The sequence below is a fragment of the Sulfitobacter sp. HI0027 genome (assembly GCF_001634775.1).
Taxonomy (GTDB): Bacteria; Pseudomonadota; Alphaproteobacteria; order Rhodobacterales; family Rhodobacteraceae; genus Sulfitobacter.
Genome location: NZ_LWER01000170.1, coordinates 1 through 258, shown reverse-complemented (window position 1 = coordinate 258; position 258 = coordinate 1). Strand labels below are relative to the sequence as shown.

The following is a 258-nucleotide window of genomic DNA, read 5'->3' as shown; positions in this document are numbered from 1 at the left end:
CATCTTGGCGCTCATGTCGTTGAGTTTGGGGTCCACCAAGGGGGTCGATTTCGCGTCCAACTCGCGCGCCGTGCGCCAAGCGGAAAAACGATACATGGCCAGCGCGTAAAGGATGGCAAGCAGAATGGGGAGAAAGCGGATCATGCCCGCAATATGGGCGCGCCGAGGGCCGGGGGCAAGCGGCACAAGGCCGCGCCCCCGGTTCCATGTCATGCGATCAGACGAGTTTTGCGTCCATCGTGATCTCGGCGGTCAGCA

Annotated in this window: 1 pseudogene; it reads right to left on the bottom strand. The window is 62.0% G+C overall.

Features of this window, described 5'->3' with window-relative positions:
* Positions 1-144 (bottom strand): annotated as a pseudogene (locus tag A3722_RS10740) (peptidase M48); the annotation flags it as partial.
* Between the last annotated feature and the right edge of the window lie 114 nt (positions 145-258).